This is a genomic window from Flavobacterium sangjuense (assembly GCF_004797125.1).
GTDB classification, from domain to species: Bacteria; Bacteroidota; Bacteroidia; order Flavobacteriales; family Flavobacteriaceae; genus Flavobacterium; species Flavobacterium sangjuense.
Genome location: NZ_CP038810.1, coordinates 811649 through 827959, shown reverse-complemented (window position 1 = coordinate 827959; position 16311 = coordinate 811649). Strand labels below are relative to the sequence as shown.

Sequence of the window (16311 nt, the reverse complement as noted above, 5' to 3'; positions counted from 1 at the left end):
TCACTATTTATAATTTATTATCTTTAGCGGATTAATCAACAAACCAATCAATGAAAAACTTAAAACTATCACTTCTTGCTGCGGTTGTTCTGGTAGCTTCCTGCGCTAAAAAAGAAGAACTCACTTCGGGTATCAATAAAAAAAACATGGATGCCAAAGTAAAACCTGGCGATAATTTTGCCGATTACGTAAACGGAACTTGGTATAAAAACACTAAAATTCCGGCTGATAAAGCATCTTATGGTGCGTTTGATATGCTTTATGATCAATCACTAGTAGATGTAAGAGCAATTATTGAAGATGCTGCAAAAGGCAATAACGCTGATGGTAGTGACGAGCAAAAAATTGGCGATTACTTTGCTTCTTTTATGAATCGAAAAGACAGAGATGCTAAAGGAGTAACACCTATTCAACCCGAATTAAAAGTTATCGATGGCATTGCTAATTATTCCGATTTGGCAAGTTATTTTGGCAAAGCAAACAGAATAGGCGTTACGATTCCGTTTGCCATATTTGTTAATCAAGATTCAAAAAATCCTAATGAATATGCACTAACCACATGGCAGACAGGACTTGGTCTTCCTGAAAGGGAATACTATACATCAACCGATTCAAAGATGGCTGATATTCGAAAAAAATATGTTGCCCATGTTGAAAAAATGCTACAATTAGGTGGTGTTGATAATGCTGCTGAAAGCGCTGCTAAAATCATGGCTCTTGAAACCACTATCGCTTCAAGTCACATGAAAAAAGAAGATACCCGCGATGTTGTAAAACTTTACAATAAATACAATACGGCTGATTTAAAAACTTTAATGCCTGATTTTGATTGGACTGCCATGCTTAAAACAGCTGGTATGGATAAAGAAAAAACAATTATAATTTCGCAAATTGACTACACCAAAAGTCTAAACAATATTATTAAAAACACGCCTCTAGATACATGGAAAATGTATCTTAAATGGGGTTTAATTAGCAGAAATGCTGGCAGACTGAACTCTGCATTAGACAATCAAAACTTTGAGTTTTACAGCAAAACACTAAACGGGACAGAGAAGCAACAGGAAGATTGGAAACGTGGCGTTAATGCTGTTAATGGTGCCATGGGAGAAATGGTAGGAAAGGTCTATGTTAAGAAACACTTCTCTCCTGAAGCTAAAGAGCGTATGGTAACTTTGGTTAAAAACCTATTGAAAGCGTATGCTGAAAGCATCAAAAAATTAGATTGGATGGGTGCTGAAACCAAAAAACAAGCATTAGCAAAGGTTGATAAATTCATGATTAAAATTGGTTATCCTGATAACTGGAGAGATTACTCTACTTTGAAAATTGCCAAAAACGACTTGTATGGAAATTCATTGAGAGCTAACGAATTCGAATACCAAAGAAATATAAACAAATTAGGAAAACCTGTTGACAGAACCGAATGGGGCATGACACCACAAACCGTAAATGCCTACTACAATCCATCGCTTAACGAGATTGTTTTCCCGGCCGCTATTTTGCAACCACCTTTCTTTGATTTAAATGCTGACGATGCCGTAAATTATGGTGGAATTGGCGCTGTAATTGGTCACGAAATTGGTCACGGATTTGACGACCAGGGAAGTGCTTATGATGGTGACGGTGTCATGAAAAACTGGTGGACTGATGCCGATTTAAAAGCATTCAAAGCAAAAACTGCTGCTCTGGAAACTCAGTATAACGGCTTCAAAGCTTTCCCAGATTTGAATGTGAATGGAGCATTTACTTTAGGAGAAAATATTGGTGACCTTGGCGGATTAAGCATTGCTATAAAAGCTTACAAAGCAAGTCTTGGCGGAAAAGAAGCTCCGGTTATGGATGGCTTCACCGGCATGCAGCGTGTTTTCTTAGGCTGGGGACAAGTTTGGGGAGAAAAAACACGTGATGAGGCTTTGAGAAGTCAGATTGCCAGCGACCCACATTCACCAGCTAAATTCAGAATTAATGGTGTTGTTAGAAACGTACCTGAATTCTATGAAGCGTTCGATATTAAACCAACAGATTCATTATATCTTGCTCCTGAAAAACGAGTTAAGATTTGGTAATCTTTTAAAAAATAAATTAAAGCCTGACAGAGTTATGTTGGGCTTTTTTATTTAAAGCGAGTTTCTGATTATTAAATCAGAAGGGTTTTCAATTTGCTCTTTCCTTGAATTTAGCACCATTGAAGCCAGTGTTTTTCCCATTACTTTGAAGTCAGTTGATATGGTTGTTATACCATTCTCAACAACCTTTTTTAATGGTGTATCGTTATAAGATATAATTCCGAAATCTTTACCAATTGTCAAATCCTGTCTTTTTGCCTGCTCAATTACGTTTACCAAATGCCGGTCTGTCGGAATAATAAAAACATCGCCTTTATGAATTGTATTTTCTTCGAAACCGGTTATGATTTCTTTTTCAAATAAGTTATCGCTACAGAATTTATCAAATCCGTCAACCATTCCTAAAGGCTCTTTATTTCCCGGGAAAATCAATATCAGTTTTTTGTATTTTGACAAAAGTGATTTACCTTTCTCTAAGCCAGCATAAATGTCTTTTGAAAAACTTTGATGAACCGATGGAAAGTCATTTAAATCATTGTTGGTTTGGTCCAAAATGTAAACATCTTGTTTCGGCAATGTCTTAATTATGGAAGCTGCGCCTGACAAGTTGGTTGGCATTATGATGTATTTTGAATAATTCCCATTGCTCTCATACACCAGTTTTTTTAACATTTCAATATTAAAATGATGAAAGAAAATATCAATTTGAGCCACATTATTTATCTCTTGCATAAAGGAATTATAGATGTCTTCTTTAAAAGAATTCAGTTCATCAAACAATAAAAAAATTCTTTGTTCAAAGCTAAACTCCACACTTTTTATATAATAACCTTTGCCCAAAATGGCGAAAACAATCCCTCGTTTTTTAAGTTCATCATAAGCCAATAAAACGGTGTCTCTCGAAATCGAAAACTCCAAACTGACTTTGTTTACCGATGGTAATTTGTCGCCTTTCTTTAATCTGTTTTCAGCAATAGCAACTTCTATCGACCAAACGATTTGTTTGTATTTGGGTGTTCCCGATTGGTTTTCTATCGTAATTAATTTCATAACATAAAAACTGGTGGTAAGATACAAAAAAACTGGTAGGTACTGGTATGGTTAAACACGAATGTTTTATACTTTTATTGCCAGATTTATAAAAATCCCATGATAAAAAATAATATTTCACAAATTACTTCTTCGATAAATGCGAAATTATTCGGTTTTACACCCGACGGCAAAGAAGTTTTTTGCTATGCGATAACCAATTCGAAAGGAACTGAAGTAAGCATAATGACTTATGGCGCAACGATAACATCCTTAAAAATTCCAGTTGTTAATGGCGAAAAAATCGATGTTGTTTTGGGTTTTGATACTTTGGAAGATTATATCAATTCATATTATTTACCAAGTCCTCCTTATTTTGGAACAACCGTTGGACGGTTTGCGGGACGAATAAACAATGCCGAGTTTTCATTAAATGGAGAGCGTAACTTTCTAAACAAAAATCATGGCGAACACAATCTGCATGGCGGAATTTTAGGATTTAGCAGAAAGCTTTGGAAAGTTATAGCAACTTCATCAGAAGAAAACCCATCTATTACTTTAGAATATACTAGTAAAAATAATGAAGAGAATTTTCCGGGAGAATTGACCGTTCAGGTGACTTATACTTTGACTTCAGCAAACGAACTCAAAGTAAGTTTTACCGCCACAACATCGGAAGACACGATTGTCAATTTAACACAGCACAGTTATTTTAATTTAGACGGACATTCGAATGCTGTTTCAAATCAAAAACTTATAATTAATTCAGAAAAAATACTGGAAACGAATGATGAGCTCATTCCGACAGGAAAATTTATTTCTTTAAAAAATCACCCTTTTGATTTTGCTGAAGCCAAAATTTGTCCAACTTCCATCGACAACACTTTTGTATTGGAGGATAAAAATGCAGCCACACTTATCAGTGAAATAAACAAACTGCAACTATCGGTTACAACCAATCAGCCTGCAGTTCACATTTATGTTGGCGGAAACTGTTTCGATAAAATAAAAGGAAAAGAAAATGCCAATTATCATCCAAAAAGCGGCATTTGTTTCGAAACTCAAAACTTTCCGGACGCTCCAAATCACGCTCATTTTCCAAGTTCAATTTTGAAAAAAGGAGCACAATACAATCATAACACAACATTTAAATTTGAAAATTTATAATCATGAGAAAAATTCTTTTAGCATTACTTGTTTCGACAATTGGCTTTAGCCAAAATAAACCTTTTGCAAAAGGCGCCGATGTTGGTTGGCTGCCTCAAATGGAAGCCACAGGTTATAAATTTTATGATACCGATGGCAAAGAAAAAGATTGCCTGCAATTGCTAAAAGACCGAGGGATGAACTCCATTCGATTGCGTGTTTGGGTAAATCCAAATAATGATAAAGCCAGCGGGCATTGCAGTAAAGAAGAAACCATCATAATGGCATTGCGTGCGCAAAAAATGGGTTTCCGTATTATGATTGACTTTCATTATTCTGATTCCTGGGCTGATCCGGCAAAACAATTCAAGCCAAAAGCATGGAGCAACCATTCATTCCCGGAATTATTAAACGATGTTTACAATCATACTTTTGATGTAATCAATGCGCTGAAAGTTGCCGGCGTAACTCCGGAATGGGTGCAAATTGGGAATGAAATTCCGGGCGGAATGCTTTGGCCTGATGGCAGCACAAATCATTGGGATCAACTCGGACAATTATTAAATAAAGGCTATGATGCGGTGAAAGCAGTAGACAAAAACATCAAGGTCATTGTGCATGTTGATGAAGGAAATAACAATGCCAAATTCAGAACTTTTTTTGATAATGCTACCAGACAAAAAGTGCGTTATGATGTAATCGGTTTATCCTATTATCCGTTTTGGATTAAGAAAGATTACACCGAAGTGATTGCCGATTTAGAATTCAATTTGAATGATATGGTAAAACGTTATGGTAAAGAAGTGATGATAGTTGAAATTGGTGGCGAAGACGATAAAGTTGAAAACACTTACCAACTATTGGCGACAGCCATTAAAGCTGTGAAAAATGTTCCAAACAACAAAGGTCTTGGTGTATTCTATTGGGAACCTCAAGGCGCAAGAAGCTGGAGTCATTACAACTTAAGCGCTTGGCAGGCTGACGGAAAACCTTCTCCTGCTTTGGATGCTTTTAAAGAATAAAACAATGCTAAAAAAAACACTACTCCTACTACTACTCTTTTTCTTTGCCATCACAAATGCGCAAAAGACCCGAGGCAAAGCCGAACTGAGCGAAGCTAAAATAAACTTAGATGAAGGCTGGAAGTTCCATTTTGGGAATTCAGCCAATTCTGAAAAAGATTTCAATTACGGAAATAAGTTGTTATTTCACAAATCAAATGTGTTTGAAGCAACGATTGTTAGTCCCAAATTTGTTGATTCCACCTGGACAAAAGTTGATGTTCCTCACGATTGGGTTGTTGAGCTTCCTTTTGTAAAATCAGCAACACATGAAATGGATAGTCATGGTTACAAACCTGTTGGCGGATTGTATCCCGAAACGAGTATTGGTTGGTATCGAAAGCGTTTTTCAATAGATAAAAAAGACGAAGGAAAGCGTTTCGAAATTCAATTTGATGGCGTTTATAGAAATGCTGCTATTTGGGTAAATGGTTTTTACGTTGGCACCAATTTTAGTGGTTATGTTGGCAAATCATACGACATAACTGACTATATGAATTTTGAAAGTGGAAACGTAATCGTTGTTCGTGTGGATGCAACGCAAAGCGAAGGTTGGTTTTATGAAGGTGCCGGAATTTATCGTCACGTTTGGCTAAACATTCGCAACAATGTTCATATTCCCGAAGATGGTGTTTTTGTTCATTCAACTGTAAATGGTAAAAATGCTTCCGTAACTATTGAAACCGAAGTCGAAAACAAAAACTTGACTTCATCAAAAGGAACAATTTATTCTTATGTAACTGATAGAAACGGAAAACAAATTGCCAAAACATCGGAACAAAATTTTACATTATCAGTCAACGGAAAAACTACGGTCAAACAAAAAATTGCTCTGAATAATGCCACTTTATGGTCGTTAGAAAATCCGTATTTGTACAAAGTTGTTTCTGTTATAAAGCAAAATAATCAGATTGTCGATAAAAAGAAAGTCAATTTCGGAATCAAAACGGTACGGTTTGATGCCAATGAAGGTTTCTTCCTCAACGGAAAACACATCAAAATTCAAGGCACCAACAACCATCAAGACCACGCTGGAATCGGAAGTGCGTTGCCCGATTTTATGCAATATTACCGTATAAAATTATTAAAAGAAATGGGTTCTAATGCCTACAGAACGAGTCATAATGCTCCAACTCCGGAGCTTTTAGATGCTTGTGACAGTTTAGGAATGCTGGTTTTAGACGAACAACGATTATTGAATAGTAGTCCGGAATATATTGACCAATTCCAACGATTACTTCGTCGTGACCGAAATCATGCTTCCGTTTTTTTATGGTCGATTGGAAACGAAGAACAAAACATTCAGGGAAATGAATACGGTAAACGAATCGCACAATCGTTATTGGCTATTCAAAAGGAATTAGATCCTACGCGAACCAGTACGTATGCTGCCGATATGGGCAATGATTTTAAAGGCGTAAACGAAGTGATTCCGATTCGTGGATTCAATTACCGCCAATTTGCCGTAGCCGATTATCATCGTGACCATCCAAATCAACCTTTGCTTGGAACCGAAATGGGAAGCACCGTAACGACAAGAGGAATTTATGAAAAAGACAGTATCCGTGCTTACGTTCCCGACCAGGATATTACTGCACCTTGGTGGGCAAGCAAAGCCGAAGATTGGTGGAAACTGGCTGCCGAAAACAAGTATTGGTTAGGCGGTTTTGTATGGACAGGTTTTGATTATCGCGGTGAACCAACGCCTTATAAATGGCCAAATATCAATTCGCATTTTGGCATCTTAGATGTTTGCGGTTTCCCGAAAAACATTTATTACTATTATAAAAGTTGGTGGACAAACGAAGATATTCTTCACATTTCTCCGCATTGGAACTGGCCGGATAAAATTGGAAAGCCTATCGATGTTTGGGTAAATACCAATGCAGATGATGTGGAGTTATTTTTAAACGGAAAAAGCCTTGGTAAAAAAGTAATGCCTAGAAACTCTCATTTGCAATGGCAGGTTACTTACGAGCCAGGAACATTGGAAGCCATTGCATACAAAAAAGGAAAAAAATTAACTACTAAAGTAGAAACCACAGGTCAGGCGTCAAAAGTTATTGTTTCCCCAGACAAAACTGTGATGCTTGCCGATGGTAAAGACGGAACGGTAATCAATGTTTCTTTCCAAGACGCAAACGGAAAAGAAATTCCTGACGCGAACAACAAGATTTACTTTTCTATTTCAGGCGATGCCAAAATCATTGGCGTGGGCAATGGCGATCCAAGTTCGCATGAAGCAGATAAATGTGGGGATGGCATGTGGCAACGTAGTGCTTTCAGCGGAAAATGCCAGGTTATCATCCAAGCCGGAAAGACACCAGGCATTATAAAATTAGAAGCAAAAGCAAACGGATTAGTTTCCGCTTCAACAACAATACAAATCAAATGAAGAAGAAATTAATTCAGCATACTTCCGGGCATTTTGAAAAGTTGTTTCACAACAAGCCCGAATACATTTTTCTTTCTCCGGGAAGAATCAATATTATTGGCGAGCATGTTGACTACAACGACGGTTTTGTAATGCCGGCTGCCATCAACAAATACATTTGTTTTGCGATTTCAAAAAACGAAAACAGTGAGTGCGCTCTTATTGCCAAAGACTTAAACGAAGCTTATAAGTTTGACCTGAAAGATGAACTGAAGCCTGTCGATAAAATGTGGGTGAATTATATTTTGGGCGTGTTAAGTCAGTTAAAAAACGCGCACGGATTGGCACAAGGTTTTAATATTGTTTTCAGTAGTACGATTCCGATGGGCGCCGGACTTTCTTCTTCAGCAGCTCTTGAATGTGGCATTGGTTATGCCATGAATACTTTGTTTGATTTGGGTTTAACCAAAGAACAAATCGCACTTGTCGGACAAAAATCGGAACATACTTTTGTGGGCGTGAATTGTGGTATTATGGATCAGTTTGCTTCGGTTTTTGGCAAAAAAAATAAAGTCATCAAACTCGATTGCAACACTTTGGAATATGAATATTACAATGCCGACTTCAAAAAATATTCGTTACTTTTATTGGACAGCAATGTAAAACACACACATTTGACTTCGGGTTATAATGTAAGAAGAAAGGAAGTCGAAAAAGGATTAGCTATCATAAAAAAGAACTTCCCAACTGTAAAAACATTTAGAGATTGCACTGAAGAAATGGTTTTGGAACTAAATGAACAATTAGGAAGAACCATTTTCAAACGCTGTCATTTTGTAGTGAAAGAAATCCAACGTGTGAGTGATGCTGCGAAAGCTTTGACTGATTCGGATTTTGCAACATTAGGTAAACTGATGTCGGAAACACATGAAGGTTTGTCCAAAGAATATGAAGTGAGTTGTGAAGAAATTGATTTTTTAGTTGATGCCGTGCAACATGAAAAAACCGTTTTAGGTTCCCGAATGATGGGCGGTGGTTTTGGCGGATGTTCTATAAATTTGGTTGAAAAAGGAACTGAAGAAGCACTAATCAAAACTATTTCTGAACGCTATGCAGACACTTTTGGTATCGAACTAAAAGCATATAAAGTAAAAATTTCAAAAGGCACAACGCTTTACAAAGACAATCATGCAACCATTCAATAACAACGAACATCCGCACCGCCGCTACAATCCTTTGCTTGACGAATGGATATTGGTTTCGCCACATCGCAATAAACGTCCGTGGCAAGGGCAAAACGAAAAAGTACACGAAGACAATCGCCCTGAACACGATGAAACTTGTTATTTATGCGCCGGGAATGTGCGTGCGAATGGCGTAAAAAATCCTGATTATACTGATTGTTATGTATTTGAAAATGACTTTTCAGCTTTACTAAAAGATGAAGTTAATTATGAAAATAAAAACAATACTTTATTCCAGTTAAAACCCGAAAGAGGCATCAACAAAGTAGTTTGCTTTTCGCCAAAACACAATCTCACTTTGCCTGAAATGGAAGTTGCCGATATTGAAAAAGTGGTGCAAACATGGGCCGAACAATACATCGAATTGGGAAGTCATGACTATATCAATTACGTTCAGATTTTTGAAAACAAAGGCAGCGTAATGGGTTGCAGCAATCCGCATCCGCATGGACAAATTTGGGCACAATCCTCTTTGCCAACGCAGGTGGAAAAAACACAAAAAAGCCTTCGCGCCTATTTCGAAAAAAACAATTCGAGCTTACTGAAAGACTATTTGGAAGCCGAATTAAAAAAGGAAGAACGCATCGTTTTAGAAAACAATCATTTTGCTGTCGTAGTTCCGTTTTGGGCAACCTGGCCTTACGAAACGATGATTATCAGCAAAAGGCATTTTGGGAATATCATCGCGATGACGGCAGCCGAAACTTTAGCATTTGCCGAAATAATCAAAGGAATTACGGTGAAATACGACAACCTTTTTGAAACTTCTTTTCCGTATTCAGCGGGAATTCATCAAGCACCAACCGACAGGGTTTCGCATCCCGAATGGCATTTTCACATGCACTTTTATCCACCATTATTGCGAAGCGCTACTGTGAAAAAATTCATGGTAGGTTACGAAATGCTGGGTGAAGCACAACGCGATATTTCGCCCGAGCAAAGTGCCAAAATTTTAAGAGGCTTACCAAACCAACATTATAAAACCAAAACCTATTAATATGCAAACCTTAGCCACCCAGGATTATATTGTTTTCTTCTTGTATTTCGTCATTATCGTAGGATACGGATTTTGGATTTACAACCGAAAAAAGAAAGCACAAACCAGCAGTAATGACTATTTCTTAGCCGAAGGTTCGCTGACCTGGTGGGCGATTGGCGCGTCATTAATTGCTAGTAACATTAGTGCCGAACAATTTATCGGAATGAGTGGCAGCGGTTTCAAAATGGGATTGGCAATTGCCACTTATGAATGGATGGCAGCAGCAACACTTGTTATTGTTGCGGTTTTCTTCATGCCGGTTTATCTGAAAAACAAAATCTTTACGATGCCACAATACCTCAACAAACGTTACAACAGCAATGTGGCAATGATTATGGCGGTATTTTGGCTCTTGCTTTATGTCCTGGTGAATCTGACTTCGATTTTATATTTGGGCGCTTTGGCGATAAGCAGTATTTCAGGTTTGAATATTACTTTTTGCATGATATTCTTGGCTTTTTTCGCAGTGATGATTACGCTTGGCGGAATGAAAGTAATTGGTTATACGGATGTGATTCAGGTTTTCTTTTTGATTTTAGGTGGATTGGTAACGACTTATTTAGCTCTGAATTTAGTGGCAACCGAATTTGGTTCAAACGGAGTTATCAATGGATTTAACCTGATGACCACACATGCCAATGACCATTTTCATATGATTTTTGATAAATCGAATCCGAATTATATGGACTTGCCCGGATTGTCTGTTTTGATTGGTGGTATGTTAATTATCAACTTGAATTATTGGGGTTGCAACCAATACATCACACAAAGAGCTTTGGGCGCTGATTTAAAAACGGCGCGAGGCGGAATCTTATTCGCAGCTTTCTTGAAATTATTAATGCCTGTTATTGTGGTCCTTCCCGGAATTGCAGCTTTTGTTTTATATCAAAATGGTCATTTTCAAACGGAGATGTTGCAGGACGGAAGCGTAAATCCTGACCGAGCTTATCCAATCTTATTGAACTTATTACCTGTTGGATTAAAAGGATTATCATTTGCTGCGTTGACTGCGGCGATAGTGGCTTCGTTAGCAGGAAAGGCCAATAGTATCGCAACTATTTTTACTTTGGATATTTATAAAACCAAACTGAATGTCGAAGCAGATGAAAAGAAATTGGTTAAAATCGGGAAAACAACTATCATAACTGCTATGATTATTGCAGTGATTGTAGCGCCATTTTTAGGCATTGATAAAAAGGGCGGATTCCAATACATACAGGAATATACAGGTTTTGTTAGTCCTGGGGTTTTTGCGATGTTTATCCTTGGATTCTTCTGGAAAAAAACAACTTCCAACGCTGCTTTGTTTGCAACTATTGGCGGTTTCTTATTTTCAATTATTTTCAAATTCATGCCTGCCTTTGTAGACTTGTCATTCCTGAATCCGATGGGATTTGCTGTTCCTAATGCTGATGGTCTTTATGAAATTCCGTTTATTGACCGTATGGGATTTGTATTCCTGATTTGCGTAATTGGCATGTATTTCATCAGTATCTATGAAAACAAAAAAGGCGTTCAACCTAACGGCTTAGAAGTAGATAAAACGATGTTCAAAATGTCGCCTGGTTTCACAGTAGGAATGTTGATTATTACGGCTATTTTAGCTGCATTGTATACTGTTTTCTGGTAGAAATAAACATTTGTACTCGTTCAAATTATAAATAAAAACCAGTCTTGTTCAAAAACGAGATTGGTTTTTTTAGTAAGTTTGGAATAGTTAACGATAACTTCCAAAAAAATGAAACTAAAAACTTCTTTTTTACATTTCATACTAATACTTCCGGCAATTAGCTTCGGTCAAATCGCCATTACAAATGTTAGTGAAATAGCTAAAATAAAAAACGGCACTACGTTCTTCGCTATGAGTAATCCGGCATCACCAAAAGCAGCAGCCTATGTTGAGGCTATCAAAAAAAACTGGACACTTTCAAAAGTAGAATGCATAAAATATACAGAGGTAGAAAAAAACATTGCTCCTAATAATAGCTTTGTTACCATTACTGCGAATATGACCAGTTCGAACAGCACTATGGAGAACACGGAATCACACATTTATTTAGAACTTTGGACGACCAACGGGAATTATACTTACGACCCAAAAAAGAGAAAGCATTTCAACCAAGCCGATAAAATCTCACTCGCCACTATAGAACTTTTCGCCGATTTCACAGCACAAAACTATCCAAGCAGTCTTTACAAAATGGACTATGATGCCAGCGGACATCTTGAAAATTGGAGTGCCGGCATTGTTGCTAATTATATTCAGCAAATGACAATCCTGCTTAATAAAGGTGAAATTCGCGAAGCCAAAACAGTCTTTTACAACAAAGACGAACTAAAAAAACTAGCATCAGAAACGCTGTTCATTCCCGATTATGTAATGACTAAGTTTTCGAAAAATGCAGATGACGAAAGCAAAAAATTTGAAACTAAAGAAATCTTTGAAGGCTACAATCTGACATACAAACTGCTTTCTTTGGAGGAACTTAATGATAAAATTCTGAGCAATCCGACACCGTTCTATTACTTGCTGTTCATCAAAACCAAGGACGGGAAGTTCGTTACCGTAACCAATTCTAAAACGGGTGAAATTATTTATACCGAGTATTCTGGTTCGCCTTCGAACTTTAAATCAAGCGATTTGAAAGAATTGCAGAAAGCGATTCAGAAAAAATAAAACATTATTCTTCAACCAACATAGCCGCCAATCGCTCGTCTCTTTCATAAATATCTTTATAGAAATTGATGTTGCCGTCATCATCAACCCAAGCGGTAAAATAACCTATGTAAACCGGAATTTTATTTTTTAGCGTATACCATGATTCTTTCCCTTTATTCATAGCAGCATCTATTTTTTCCGGTGTCCAATTAGCATCATCTTCCAAAATTAAATTGGCCAATTCTTTTGGTTTTTCCACTCGGATGCAACCATGACTAAAAGCCCTTTTTTCCTGAGTAAACAATTCTTTGGCTGGTGAGTCGTGTAAATAAATATTATTCGAATTTGGAAACAGGAATTTAACCAAACCTAAGGAATTATTTTTCCCGGGTTTTTGCCTGATGTTTGCTCCGTTCCATTCCATATTATGTTTTGCCAAATAGTTTTTATTCTTCGCAATTCCGGGAAGAATTTCCTTTTCTTTTATACTTGTAGGCACATTCCAATAAGGGCTAAACACTATATAACTCATCAGACCGCTAAAAATAACTGTCTTGTTCATCATGCTTCCCACCACAACATTTGAACTCAAAACCACTTGTCCTTCTTTGAAATACCTCAAACGATACGACGGAATATTTACCACGATAAATTCTTTGGCTTTTGCCACATCGGGAGAAATCCATCGGCAACGTTCCATATTGACGATAATGGTTTTTACACGACTGCTAATGGGCACGTTCATCTCATCAATATGCTTTGGCAAAATGATTTTATCCAAAGTAAATCCATTGCGTTTCTTGTATTTCAAAACCGCTTGTTGAAGCGCAAATCCATATAATTTTCTGCCGGAATCAACATCAATATCTCCGGTAAGAAATAATCTGGTTCTAATTTTTGCCACAACATCAGAACTGTCGCCGGGCTTTATTGATACAAAATCTTTGGGAACCGCAATAGAATCCCAACCGCCTTTTTGTTCGATGTCTCTATACTTTTTTAAAACTGCTTTGAGTTTGTAATATTGCTCAATATGTTGTTCTTTTTTATCTATGAGTTTTGGGTCAACCAACAAAGAATCTAAATACGCAACATAAGATTGCTTTTCTCGGGGTAAATACCATTCTAACTCATTGGATTTTGTGTCGTCAATTCCCTGTAGTACTTTATTTGTATAGTAGAAATAATAGTTGGATAAAAACAATTCAACTTCAACATCGGGCTTTTCAGAAGTTTTTTGAAACAAACCATCAAGCGTTTCTTTATAAGGCACTTTGCTGATTACTCCGTCTTCAAACAGATTGTTTATTTTATTGAAGATGACATCTGCGGTTTCTTTTCTGCCTTTAGTATCATACCAAATAAAATCATACTTATTTTTTTGATACAGGGAAAGCACTTGCTTTTTGTACAAAATCAATTTGGGATATTTAGCATAAAAAGTTTCCACCAAAGTACTGTCAAAAGAAAGCGAAAAAGATTCCTTCTTCTTTTTGTTCGCGGCAATTTCTTTACTCTCTTTGTTAATACAATACCAACTGGTCAAAGAAATACTCACCACAAAAAGTATTAGTAAAAGCCTGTATATCTTCGTTCTGTTCATTTACTTTTGTTTATTCATTTTATAAAAATACAAAAACTAACAGCATAGTATGACAATCGTAAATACTATATTTACTTCACAGTTTTCGAATTACAATGATAAACAAAACCAATAAGGCAATCCTTATGAAAAAAATACTTCTTTTTATACTATTCCCATTTTGGGTTACCAATGTCAATGCGCAGGATAACCTCAAGGCACAAATTAATATGACGCTTGATGGCTGGCACAAGGCTGCTGCTGAAGCTAACTACAATAATTACTTTGATGCCTTAACGGATGATGCTGTCTTTATCGGAACTGACGCTACAGAAAACTGGACCAAATCTGCTTTTCAGGCGTATGCCAAACCTCATTTTGATAAAGGAAAAGCATGGAGTTTTACCGCTTTAGAAAGACATATCTACTTTAGCCAAGACAAAAAAATAGCCTGGTTTAATGAATTACTCGATACCCGAATGAAAATCTGTCGCGGTTCGGGAGTACTTGTCTTTGTAAATAACCAGTGGAAAATAAAACACTACGTACTGTCGATGACTATTCCAAATGACAGCACTGACGAAATCATAAAAATAAAATCTCCAATTGAAGACGCTTTACTTAGCAATTTGAAAAACAAGAAAAAGTAAAACTTTTAGTTTCGGAAAACCATAATCTTTCTTTTCTCGTAATTGAGTTAAGAACCCCAAATTCTACGATTATGGATATCAACAAAAAAATTAATAAATTATTTGGAACCACTGCTTTTATAGCAATGCTTGCGGTGTTATTTCTTGTTTTTTATTTAACCCTGTTTGCTCCGGTTTAAAACAAATAGTTGCGCTTAAATTACTTAAGATGTTTTGGTTAGTTTTGGTTGGAAAGAAAAGCGCTGCTTCGTGTCAAAAGCAGCGCTTTTCGATTCATAATCATTCTCCTTTTCTGTTTTTTTTCACTGTAAAAAACCAAAACTGTTCTTTTAACGTAAATCAATTTACAAACAAAAAGAAACATCATGAAAATTAATAAGAAAATAAAAATCGCATTACTAAGCATATTAGGATTTTTCCTTTTGATGTTTGTGATACTGGTGTACCACATTGCTAATGCAAGACCTATCGAAAATGCTACAATACAAGTGAGCCGAATAGATTTCGACAAACCTTTTGATTCGTTAAGCACTATTGAAATCAAGCAAAAATTACACAGTATTGCCGGCGTAAAAAGTGACATCATCGTAAAAAGAAATGTCGTTGTCTATTTTCACGATAACCGCATAGCCGACTCCAAAAAAGTTTACAATGAATTAATGACTAAAGGAAATTATAAAGCAGAACGTTTTGTATTGCCGGAAGGTCTAGCCAACAAACAAGTTTGTCCCGTGATAAAGAAAGATGGCATGAGCTATAAGTTTACCAAGTTCATACAAGGAATTTTCAATAAATCTTAAATATAAAAACTATGACAAAGAATTCAAAATTTGCACTATGTGCATTAGTAATTGGAGGTTTTACTTTCACATCGTGCAGTAGCGATAGTGATGATACTCCTCCTGCACCAGCCTCTATCTATGAAAGATTAGGAGGTTCAACATTGGTTGATGATCCGGACAGTTCTGATCCGGCAGTAACAATTGAAGCCGGACGTTTGGCTTACAGAAAAGTGGTAAACTCAACCGTTGGTTTAATCGTAGCTGACGTACAAGCAGGCGCTTCGGGTAATTTAAGCGCACACTTTGCCCCGTTATTAGGAGAAGTAACTGCCGGAAATACTACTAATTTGGCTATACTGGTTGATAATCTAACCGACTTTTTCTCTTTCAACACCGGTGGTACAAACGCTGTAAACACTTATTCAGGTTTGGATATGGTATCGGCTCACAATCCGGCTATGAATCCAAGAATGGGAACTACTTCAACCGATGCTAACTACACAAAATTTGAAGGTTATGTTGGTGCAGCAGCTGTGCAAAATGGTGTTGCAGCTGATACCCAACTTTATGCAGATATCGTTGCCGTTTTAGAATCGTTAAGAGATCCTATTGTTCAATAAGAAATATGGTTTTTGTTTTGTTTAGTGAAAAACGCTACTCCAATTTTGGGTAGCGT

At 36.8% G+C, this 16311-nt stretch carries 13 protein-coding genes; 11 read left to right on the top strand and 2 right to left on the bottom strand.

All coding sequences use genetic code 11. From position 1 onward, the window contains the following. The first annotated feature begins 50 nt into the window (after positions 1-50). Complete coding sequence (locus tag GS03_RS03675; protein ID WP_136151219.1) at positions 51-2069, top strand: M13 family metallopeptidase; 2019 nt, start codon at positions 51-53, stop codon at positions 2067-2069. A gap of 51 nt (positions 2070-2120) precedes the next feature. Here the strand turns inward: GS03_RS03675 and GS03_RS03670 are convergent, their stop codons facing one another. Next, a complete protein-coding gene (locus GS03_RS03670; protein WP_136151218.1) occupies positions 2121-3119 on the bottom strand; it encodes a GntR family transcriptional regulator in 999 nt (332 codons plus the stop codon). 99 nt (positions 3120-3218) lie between these two features. Between GS03_RS03670 and GS03_RS03665 the strand changes: the two genes are divergently transcribed. The 7 genes from GS03_RS03665 (at position 3219) to GS03_RS03635 (ending at position 12639) form a co-directional block, all read left to right on the top strand. Then, a complete protein-coding gene (locus tag GS03_RS03665; protein ID WP_136151217.1) occupies positions 3219-4265 on the top strand; it encodes an aldose epimerase family protein in 1047 nt (348 codons plus the stop codon). 2 nt (positions 4266-4267) lie between these two features. Beyond that, positions 4268-5266, top strand: a complete 999-nt coding sequence (locus GS03_RS03660) for a glycoside hydrolase family 53 protein (RefSeq protein WP_136151216.1) — start codon at positions 4268-4270, stop codon at positions 5264-5266. Between the two features lie 4 nt (positions 5267-5270). Beyond that, positions 5271-7700, top strand: a complete 2430-nt coding sequence (gene galA, locus GS03_RS03655; protein ID WP_136151215.1) for a beta-galactosidase GalA — start codon at positions 5271-5273, stop codon at positions 7698-7700. Next, complete coding sequence (galK, locus tag GS03_RS03650) at positions 7697-8884, top strand: galactokinase (RefSeq protein ID WP_136151214.1); 1188 nt, start codon at positions 7697-7699, stop codon at positions 8882-8884. The genes galA and galK overlap by 4 nt, the downstream gene beginning before the upstream one ends. Then, positions 8868-9920 (top strand): UDP-glucose--hexose-1-phosphate uridylyltransferase, encoded by a 1053-nt coding sequence (locus GS03_RS03645; protein WP_136151213.1) that lies wholly within the window; start codon positions 8868-8870, stop codon positions 9918-9920. The genes galK and GS03_RS03645 overlap by 17 nt, the downstream gene beginning before the upstream one ends. Position 9921: 1 nt before the next feature. Further along, positions 9922-11592: a sodium/sugar symporter gene (locus GS03_RS03640; RefSeq protein ID WP_136151212.1), complete on the top strand. Its 1671-nt coding sequence runs from the start codon at positions 9922-9924 to the stop codon at positions 11590-11592. 108 nt (positions 11593-11700) lie between these two features. After that, positions 11701-12639, top strand: a complete 939-nt coding sequence (locus tag GS03_RS03635) for a hypothetical protein (protein WP_136151211.1) — start codon at positions 11701-11703, stop codon at positions 12637-12639. Between the two features lie 4 nt (positions 12640-12643). On the opposite strand, the gene GS03_RS03630 is transcribed toward GS03_RS03635, so the two are convergent. Then, on the bottom strand, positions 12644-14224 hold the full coding sequence (locus GS03_RS03630) for a L,D-transpeptidase family protein (RefSeq protein ID WP_136151210.1): 1581 nt from the start codon (positions 14222-14224) through the stop codon (positions 12644-12646). Positions 14225-14349: 125 nt separating this feature from the next. On the opposite strand from GS03_RS03630, the gene GS03_RS03625 reads away from it, so the two are divergent. The 3 genes from GS03_RS03625 to GS03_RS03615 all read left to right on the top strand — a co-directional run bounded on the left by GS03_RS03625 (position 14350) and on the right by GS03_RS03615 (position 16255). Further along, positions 14350-14853: a nuclear transport factor 2 family protein gene (locus GS03_RS03625; protein WP_136151209.1), complete on the top strand. Its 504-nt coding sequence runs from the start codon at positions 14350-14352 to the stop codon at positions 14851-14853. 365 nt (positions 14854-15218) lie between these two features. Continuing rightward, the gene (locus GS03_RS03620; protein WP_136151208.1) at positions 15219-15653 is read left to right on the top strand and encodes a hypothetical protein; all 435 of its coding nucleotides are present in this window, start codon (positions 15219-15221) and stop codon (positions 15651-15653) included. Positions 15654-15664: 11 nt separating this feature from the next. Next, on the top strand, positions 15665-16255 hold the full coding sequence (locus GS03_RS03615) for a globin family protein (protein WP_136151207.1): 591 nt from the start codon (positions 15665-15667) through the stop codon (positions 16253-16255). Positions 16256-16311 lie beyond the last annotated feature (56 nt).

Excerpts from the sequence above, each read along its gene's own strand:
- GS03_RS03675 (WP_136151219.1), top strand. The coding sequence starts at position 51 with ATGAAAAACTTAAAACTATCACTTCTTGCTGCGGTTGTTCTGGTAGCT.
- GS03_RS03670 (WP_136151218.1), bottom strand. The coding sequence starts at position 3,119 with ATGAAATTAATTACGATAGAAAACCAATCGGGAACACCCAAATACAAA.
- GS03_RS03665 (WP_136151217.1), top strand. The coding sequence starts at position 3,219 with ATGATAAAAAATAATATTTCACAAATTACTTCTTCGATAAATGCGAAA.
- GS03_RS03660 (WP_136151216.1), top strand. The coding sequence starts at position 4,268 with ATGAGAAAAATTCTTTTAGCATTACTTGTTTCGACAATTGGCTTTAGC.
- galA (WP_136151215.1), top strand. The coding sequence starts at position 5,271 with ATGCTAAAAAAAACACTACTCCTACTACTACTCTTTTTCTTTGCCATC.
- galK (WP_136151214.1), top strand. The coding sequence starts at position 7,697 with ATGAAGAAGAAATTAATTCAGCATACTTCCGGGCATTTTGAAAAGTTG.
- GS03_RS03645 (WP_136151213.1), top strand. The coding sequence starts at position 8,868 with ATGCAACCATTCAATAACAACGAACATCCGCACCGCCGCTACAATCCT.
- GS03_RS03640 (WP_136151212.1), top strand. The coding sequence starts at position 9,922 with ATGCAAACCTTAGCCACCCAGGATTATATTGTTTTCTTCTTGTATTTC.
- GS03_RS03635 (WP_136151211.1), top strand. The coding sequence starts at position 11,701 with ATGAAACTAAAAACTTCTTTTTTACATTTCATACTAATACTTCCGGCA.
- GS03_RS03630 (WP_136151210.1), bottom strand. The coding sequence starts at position 14,224 with ATGAACAGAACGAAGATATACAGGCTTTTACTAATACTTTTTGTGGTG.
- GS03_RS03625 (WP_136151209.1), top strand. The coding sequence starts at position 14,350 with ATGAAAAAAATACTTCTTTTTATACTATTCCCATTTTGGGTTACCAAT.
- GS03_RS03620 (WP_136151208.1), top strand. The coding sequence starts at position 15,219 with ATGAAAATTAATAAGAAAATAAAAATCGCATTACTAAGCATATTAGGA.
- GS03_RS03615 (WP_136151207.1), top strand. The coding sequence starts at position 15,665 with ATGACAAAGAATTCAAAATTTGCACTATGTGCATTAGTAATTGGAGGT.